This window comes from Pseudomonas parasichuanensis (assembly GCF_021601385.1).
Lineage (GTDB): Bacteria > Pseudomonadota > Gammaproteobacteria > Pseudomonadales > Pseudomonadaceae > Aquipseudomonas > Aquipseudomonas parasichuanensis.
Window position 1 is genome coordinate 88,985 of sequence record NZ_BQHO01000026.1, and the last position, 6,800, is coordinate 95,784.

Sequence of the window (6,800 nt, forward strand, 5' to 3'; positions counted from 1 at the left end):
CGATCAGGTACGGTTGGCCGCTATTCTACAGGGCCCGGCCGGGCATTGCGCCCATCCGGGCCTGCATCGCCCGGGGCTTACCAGATAAGTGCTTCGCCCTTGTAGTTGATGAAGCGCAGGCCGCCCTTGCCGCTTTGGGCCTTGATCTGGTCGAGCATGCCACGGGTGCTGGTGAGCACGTCGATCTCGGCGTTCTCGCCGCCCATGTCGGTCTTCACCCAGCCTGGGTGCATGGCCAGCACGCACAGGTCGGGACGCTGCTGCTCGACCACGAAGCTGTTGATCATCGAGTTGAGCGCGGCCTTGCTGGCCTTGTACAGGCAGATCTCGCCGCCGTCGGGGATGGTCACGCTGCCCAGGATCGAGCTCATGAAGGCCAGCACGCCGCTGCCTTCACGCACCTGGCCGACCAGGCGTCGGGCAACGCGGATCGGCGCCACGGCGTTGGTCATGAACAGGTCGCCGACCTGCTGCACCTGGACGCTCTCCAGATCCTGTGGCAGGGGGCCCATTACGCCGGCGTTGACGAACACCAGGTCGAAAACCTCGCCGTGCAGGCGCTGTTTGAGGCCATCGAGCTGGGTGGTGTCGTTCATCTCCAGGCGCTCGATACGCACGCCCGGCACCTCGCCGAGTGCGCCGGGCTGCTGTGGATCACGCACGGTGGCGACGATGTTCCAGCCATCTTCGCGCAGGCGTTGCACCAGGCCGAGGCCGAGGCCTCGGGAGGCGCCAATGATCAGGGCGGTCTTGTTCGCGGTCATTGCGATGCTCCTTGATAGGGCGAAACGAGTGGCTGCTCGCCCCACGGCAAAGTGTGGGTGCCCTCTTACGCTGGAGGGCGTGGATGAGGAGCATATCCCAGTACCGCGTCGCTGGCCTGTACGACTGCTGAAGGCTGTTCAAAAAACGAACAGCTCGCTGCGCAGCTGATGGAATAGGGCTTTGGCTGACTGGTTCACGGGTTATCCACAGCCTGCTCCACAGTAATTGTGCGCAAGCGAATCGCCGCTGAAATGCTCTTTTCAGAGCGTGCTGGTGTTCACTGCTGGGGATAACTCACTGGCTTTCAGTGACTTGAGTCACCGTCATACTATTGTGATCAAAATATGATCAATGCGCTGAAGCCCTTGAGGCGTAAGGCCTAGGCAAGAATGCCCCAAGCTTATCCACAGGCAGGCCCACAGTAGTTGTGGGCAACGCTCAGCGGCGTTCCAGCAGGATGCGCCCGCGGCTCAAGTCGGCCAGTTGTTGTTGCAGGGTGTGCAGGTGTGCATCACCCAGCGCGATATGCAGGTCGACGCCATTGGCGGTGAATTGTTCGTCCAGCACCAGGCCATCTATCTCAGCCAGGCGCAGCTTGAGCAGTGCCAGTTCACTGAAGGTACAACTGCAGGTGAATTCACTGCGCTGCACCAGCAGTCGTTTGGGTGCTTGCTGCAGACACTTGTTGGCGCCGCCACCGTAAGCGCGGGCCAGGCCGCCAGTGCCCAGTTGGATACCGCCGTACCAGCGGATCACCAGTACCACCACCTGGTCGCAATCCTGCGCCTCGATGGCGGCGAGGATAGGGCGCCCGGCGGTGCCACCGGGTTCACCGTCGTCGCTGCTGCGGTACTGGCCACCGAGCTTCCAGGCCCAGCAGTTATGGGTGGCCGCCAGGTCGCTGTGGCGTTCGATGAAGGCCATTGCCTCGGCGGGGCTGGCGATCGGGCCGGCCAGGGTGATGAAGCGGCTCTTGCGGATTTCCTCGCGGAACTCGCAGAGGTCGAGCAGGGTAGAAGGCATAGGTCCGGGTCAGGCGGGCGTGTTGATGCCGCAGCCTTTGAGAATGATGTGGATAAGGTTGTTGCTGGCGTCTTCCATGTCCTGCTTGGTGAGGCGGCTGCGGCCGGTGACCTGGCAGATCTGGGTGGCGAAGTCGGCGTAGTGCTGGGTGCTGCCCCACAGCAGGAAGATCAGGTGCACGGGGTCGACCCGGTCCATCTTGCCGGCCTCCATCCAGGCCTGGAACACCGCGGCGCGGCCACGGAACCATTCGCGGTAGTCGGCGCTGAAGTATTCGGTGAGGCACTCGCCGCCGCTGATCACTTCCATGGCGAAGATCCGCGAGGCCTGCGGGTTGCGCCGGGAAAACTCCATCTTGGTGCGGATGTACTGGCTCAGTGCTTCACCGGGGTCGTCGTCGACGCTCAAGGCGTTGAAGGTACTGTCCCACAGCTCGATGATGTTGCTCAGCACCGCGATGTAAAGGCCCAGCTTGTTGGTGAAGTAGTAGTGCAGGTTGGCCTTGGGCAGCCCGGCCTTGAGCGCGATGGTGTTCATGCTCGTGCCCTTGTAGCCGTGGCGGGCGAATTCGTCTTCGGCGGCCTGGATGATGGCCTGCTCGTTCTTCTGGCGGATGCGGCCGGCGGGCTTGCCCGAGGCAGGGGAGCGATGCGCAGGGACTTCTAGGGTCATGGACGATTCCGGACGGGTCGTTACGAATGTCGGACAGATTACCTGCCTGTGCCGAAGTGACAAGCATTTGCGGCCTGGATAAGTATCAACGTGTCGCAGCCAGGCTCTCGAGGAAGCTTTCCAGTACCAGGTTGGGGCGCCGGCCTTTGCGCGTCACCCAGCTCAGGCCCAGGTCGTAGAAGCGTTGCGCCGGCTTGAGCGCGCGCAGGCGGCCTTGCTGGACCCAGAAGCTGGCGTAGTGGTCGGGCAGGTAACCGATGAAGCGCCCGGTAAGGATCAGGAAGGCCATGCCTTCGCGGTCCGATGCGCTGGCGGTGCAGTGCAGTGCCTGATAATGCGCCTGGATATCGGCGGGCAGGCGGAACGTCGGGGCGATGGCGTCCTGGCTGTTGAGGCGCTCGTCGTCGACCTGTTGGTCGTCGGCGTAGAACAGCGGGTGGCCGACCGCGCAATAGAGCAGAGAACGCTCGCTGTACAGCGGCTGGTACTCGAGCCCCGACAGCGGGCTGGTCTGCGGTACCACGCCGACGTGCAGGCTGCCGTCGAGCACGCCTTGTTCGACCTGGCTGGGGGCGATCATGCGGATCTGGATGCGCACGTCGGGGCCGCGATCCTTGAGTTCGGCCAGGGCGTGGGTGATGCGCATGTGCGGCAAGGTCACCAGGTTGTCGGTGAGGCCGATGTTCAGCTCGCCGCGCAAATGCTGGTGCAGGCCGTTGACCTCGGTGCGGAACGACTCCAGGGCGCTGAGCAGCTGCAAGGCCGAGTGGTAGACCTCGCGGCCCTCTTCGGTGAGCGAGAAGCCGGCGCGCCCGCGCTGGCAGAGGCGCAGGCCCAGGCGCTGCTCGAGGTCATTCATCTGCTGGCTGATCGCCGAACGGCCGATACCCAGCACGTTCTCCGCCGCTGAAAAGCCGCCGCACTCGACCACACTGCGGTAGATCTTCAGCAGACGAATATCGAAATCGCTGACTTGGGCGAGGGCATCGGGACGTCGGCTCATATGTTTAGCTATCTGCTGACTGAAGGTTAGAAATGTTGGGTTTTCCGGACTTTATCCCCGTGCGAATTTAGCTGCAACAACATCCATCGTTGCCTAATCGTCTTCCGAGGAACCGCCGATGAACATGCCCGAAACCGCCCATTCCGGCCTGGCCAGCCAGCTCAAGCTGGACGCCCACTGGATGCCCTACACCGCCAACCGCAACTTCCAGCGCGACCCGCGCCTGATCGTGGCGGCCGAAGGCAACTACCTGGTCGATGACAAGGGGCGCAAGATCTTCGACGCGTTGTCCGGCCTGTGGACCTGCGGCGCCGGGCACACCCGCAAGGAGATCACCGACGCGGTGGCCCGCCAGTTGGCCACGCTCGACTACTCCCCGGCCTTCCAGTTCGGCCACCCGCTGTCGTTCCAGCTGGCCGAGAAGATCGCCAACCTGGTGCCAGGTGACCTGAACCATGTGTTCTACACCAACTCCGGCTCCGAATGCGCCGATACCGCGCTGAAGATGGTCCGTGCCTACTGGCGCCTGAAAGGCCAGGCCACCAAGACCAAGATCATCGGCCGTGCCCGTGGTTACCACGGTGTGAACATCGCCGGCACCAGCCTGGGCGGCGTCAACGGCAACCGCAAGATGTTCGGCCAGCTGCTGGATGTCGACCACTTGCCTCACACCGTGCTGCCGGCCAACGCCTTCAGCAAGGGCATGCCGGAGGAGGGCGGTATCGCCCTGGCCGACGAGATGCTCAAGCTGATCGAGCTGCACGACGCCTCGAACATCGCTGCGGTGATCGTCGAACCGCTGGCCGGTTCCGCCGGCGTATTGCCGCCGCCTAAGGGTTACCTGAAGCGCCTGCGTGAGATCTGCACGCAGTACAACATCCTGCTGATCTTCGACGAAGTCATCACCGGCTTCGGCCGCATGGGCGCCATGACCGGTGCCGAGGCCTTCGGCGTGACCCCAGACCTGATGTGCATTGCCAAGCAGGTCACCAACGGCGCCATCCCGATGGGCGCGGTGATCGCCACTGGCGAGATCTACCAGACCTTCATGAACCAGCCGACTCCTGAGTACGCGGTGGAATTCCCCCACGGCTACACCTACTCGGCGCACCCGGTCGCCTGCGCCGCCGGTATCGCCGCGCTGGACCTGCTGCAGAAAGAGAACCTGGTGCAATCCGCCGCCGAGCTGGCGCCGCACTTCGAGAAGCTGCTGCATGGCGTCAAGGGCACCAAGAACGTCGTCGACATCCGTAACTACGGCCTGGCCGGCGCGATCCAGATTGCCGCGCGCGACGGTGATGCGATCGTCCGCCCGTACGAAGCAGCGATGAAACTGTGGCAAGCCGGCTTCTACGTGCGCTTCGGTGGCGACACCCTGCAGTTCGGGCCGACCTTCAATACCCAGCCGCAGGAGCTGGACCGCCTGTTCGACGCGGTGGGCGAAGCCCTCAACAAAGTCGACTGATCATTCTGATTCTGATGCCAGGTGCGTGAACGTCACGCGCCTGGCACTCCCTTCTTTATCTGGAGTTCTGCATGAGCATTGTTCAGCACCTGATCCACGGCGAACTGGTCACCAAGGGTGAGCGCACCGCCGATGTCTTCAACCCGTCCACCGGCCAGGCCGTGCGCAAGGTCGAATTGGCCAGCCGCGCCACTGTCCAGGAAGCCATCGATTCGGCCAAGGCCGCCTTCCCGGCCTGGCGCAACACCCCACCGGCCAAGCGCGCCCAGGTGATGTTCCGTTTCAAGCAGCTGCTTGAGCAGAACGAAGCGAAGATCTCGCAGATGATCAGCGAGGAGCACGGCAAGACGCTGGAAGACGCTGCAGGCGAACTGAAGCGTGGTATCGAGAACGTCGAGTTCGCCTGCGCAGCACCGGAAGTACTCAAGGGTGAGTACAGCCGCAACGTTGGGCCGAATATCGATGCATGGTCCGACTTCCAGCCGCTGGGCGTGGTGGCTGGTATCACCCCGTTCAACTTCCCGGCCATGGTGCCGCTGTGGATGTACCCGCTGGCCATCGCCTGCGGTAACGCATTCATCCTCAAGCCGTCCGAGCGTGACCCGAGCTCTACCCTCTATATTGCCCAGCTGTTGCTGGAGGCAGGCCTGCCCAAAGGCATCCTCAATGTCGTGCATGGCGACAAGGAAGCGGTCGATGCGCTGATCGAGGCGCCGGAGGTGAAAGCGCTGAGCTTTGTCGGTTCGACCCCGATTGCCGAGTACATCTATGCCGAAGGAACCAAGCGCGGCAAGCGCGTGCAGGCCCTGGGCGGTGCGAAGAACCATGCCGTGCTGATGCCGGATGCCGACCTGGATAACGCGGTCAGCGCGCTGATGGGCGCGGCCTATGGTTCTTGCGGCGAGCGCTGCATGGCCATTTCGGTGGCCGTGTGTGTGGGTGACCAGGTGGCCGATGCCCTGATCGCCAAGCTCGAGCCACAGATCAAGGGGCTGAAGATCGGTGCTGGTACTTCGTGTGGCCTGGATATGGGGCCGTTGGTAACCGCAGCTGCGCGTGACAAGGTGCTTGGCTACATCGACGATGGCGTCGCTGCTGGCGCCAGGCTGGTGGTCGATGGCCGTGGCTTGCGTGTGGCGGGCAATGAAGATGGTTACTTCGTGGGTGGCACCCTGTTCGACAAGGTGACCCCGGAAATGCGCATCTATAAAGAAGAGATCTTCGGCCCGGTGCTGTGCGTGGTGCGGGTGAACAGCCTGGAGCAGGCCATGCAGCTGATCAACGATCACGAGTATGGCAACGGGACCTGCATCTTCACCCGTGACGGTGAGGCGGCGCGTCTGTTCTGTGACGAGATCGAAGTGGGCATGGTCGGTGTCAACGTGCCGCTGCCAGTGCCGGTGGCTTACCACAGCTTTGGCGGTTGGAAACGTTCGCTGTTTGGTGACCTGCATGCTTACGGCCCAGATGGTGTGCGCTTCTATACCCGTCGCAAGGCGATCACCCAGCGTTGGCCGCAGCGCGCCAGCCATGAGGCATCGCAGTTCGCGTTCCCTAGCCTGTAAGGCGGTTGCTATATAAAAGCGGGGAGGCCGACAGGCCTCCCCGCTTTGTTTTCAGTCGTATTTAGGTTTTGTGAAATTAAAGGTTGACGGGGTTTCAGATCCCCTTATAATGCGCCCCACTTCCAGCGACAACGGAACGCAAAACTCCTTGAGATTCAACGAGTTAAGCGATTCGAAAGGTCCGGAAGCGTTTCGGTCTCACGATCGGCAGCGGTGAAAAAGGTGGTTGACAGCAGGTTGTAACGCTGTATGATTCGCCTCCCGCTACGAGAGATCGCAGCGAGTTAAGCGGTTGAAGCTAAACGAA

6 protein-coding genes are annotated in these 6,800 nt (G+C 62.5%); 2 read left to right on the forward strand and 4 right to left on the reverse strand.

The window, feature by feature from the left end; translation table 11 throughout:
* Positions 1-77: 77 nt before the first annotated feature.
* The 4 genes from L6D77_RS19635 to L6D77_RS19650 form a co-directional block, all read right to left on the reverse strand.
* Entirely contained in the window at positions 78-764 is a 687-nt protein-coding gene (locus tag L6D77_RS19635) for an SDR family oxidoreductase (protein ID WP_232884608.1), read from the reverse strand.
* Between the two features lie 439 nt (positions 765-1,203).
* Positions 1,204-1,788: an IMPACT family protein gene (locus L6D77_RS19640; RefSeq protein WP_232884607.1), complete on the reverse strand. Its 585-nt coding sequence runs from the start codon at positions 1,786-1,788 to the stop codon at positions 1,204-1,206.
* 9 nt (positions 1,789-1,797) lie between these two features.
* Complete coding sequence (locus L6D77_RS19645; RefSeq protein ID WP_125465651.1) at positions 1,798-2,460, reverse strand: TetR/AcrR family transcriptional regulator; 663 nt, start codon at positions 2,458-2,460, stop codon at positions 1,798-1,800.
* 85 nt (positions 2,461-2,545) lie between these two features.
* Positions 2,546-3,463, reverse strand: a complete 918-nt coding sequence (locus tag L6D77_RS19650; RefSeq protein WP_232884606.1) for a LysR family transcriptional regulator — start codon at positions 3,461-3,463, stop codon at positions 2,546-2,548.
* Between the two features lie 118 nt (positions 3,464-3,581).
* Between L6D77_RS19650 and aptA the strand changes: the two genes are divergently transcribed.
* Complete coding sequence (aptA, locus tag L6D77_RS19655) at positions 3,582-4,928, forward strand: omega-aminotransferase AptA (RefSeq protein WP_232884605.1); 1,347 nt, start codon at positions 3,582-3,584, stop codon at positions 4,926-4,928.
* Positions 4,929-4,999: 71 nt separating this feature from the next.
* Complete coding sequence (locus L6D77_RS19660; protein ID WP_232884604.1) at positions 5,000-6,493, forward strand: CoA-acylating methylmalonate-semialdehyde dehydrogenase; 1,494 nt, start codon at positions 5,000-5,002, stop codon at positions 6,491-6,493.
* The last annotated feature ends 307 nt before the right edge of the window (positions 6,494-6,800 follow it).